General features: G+C 50.8%; 1 rRNA gene. It reads right to left on the bottom strand.

From position 1 onward, the window contains the following. Nucleotides 1-26 precede the first annotated feature (26 nt). Nucleotides 27-723 (bottom strand): 23S ribosomal RNA (locus J3U37_RS12060); the annotation flags it as partial.

The following is a 723-nucleotide window of genomic DNA, read 5'->3' as shown; positions in this document are numbered from 1 at the left end:
CGTAACCCAAAACAACTCCGAGTTGTAAGGTTAAGACTCTCGGTTCATTAGTATCAGTTAGCTCAATGTATCACTACACTTACACACCTGACCTATCTACGTCTTAGTCTCAAACGGACCTTACTGAATCTCTTCAGGGAAAACTCATCTCGAGGCTAGTTTCGTGCTTAGATGCTTTCAGCACTTATCTATTCCGCACGTAGCTACCGGGCAATGCAATTGGCATCACAACCCGAACACCAGCGGTGCGTTCACTTCGGTCCTCTCGTACTAGAAGCAAACCCTCTCAATTTTCCTACGCCCATGGCAGATAGGGACCGAACTGTCTCACGACGTTCTAAACCCAGCTCGCGTACCACTTTAAACGGCGAACAGCCGTACCCTTGGGACCTACTTCAGCCCCAGGATGTGATGAGCCGACATCGAGGTGCCAAACACCGCCGTCGATATGAACTCTTGGGCGGTATCAGCCTGTTATCCCCGGAGTACCTTTTATCCGTTGAGCGATGGCCCTTCCATTCAGAACCACCGGATCACTATGACCTACTTTCGTACCTGCTCGAGCCGTCACTCTCGCAGTCAAGCTAGCTTTTGCCATTGCACTAACCTCCTGATGTCCGACCAGGATTAGCTAACCTTCGTGCTCCTCCGTTACTCTTTGGGAGGAGACCGCCCCAGTCAAACTACCCACCAGACAGTGTCCCTTACCTCGATTCAGAAGTA

Origin of the sequence: Gilliamella sp. B3172 (genome assembly GCF_026536465.1) — a bacterium.
In the GTDB taxonomy this organism is placed as follows: domain Bacteria; phylum Pseudomonadota; class Gammaproteobacteria; order Enterobacterales; family Orbaceae; genus Gilliamella.
This window is presented reverse-complemented; position numbering and strand designations above follow the sequence as displayed.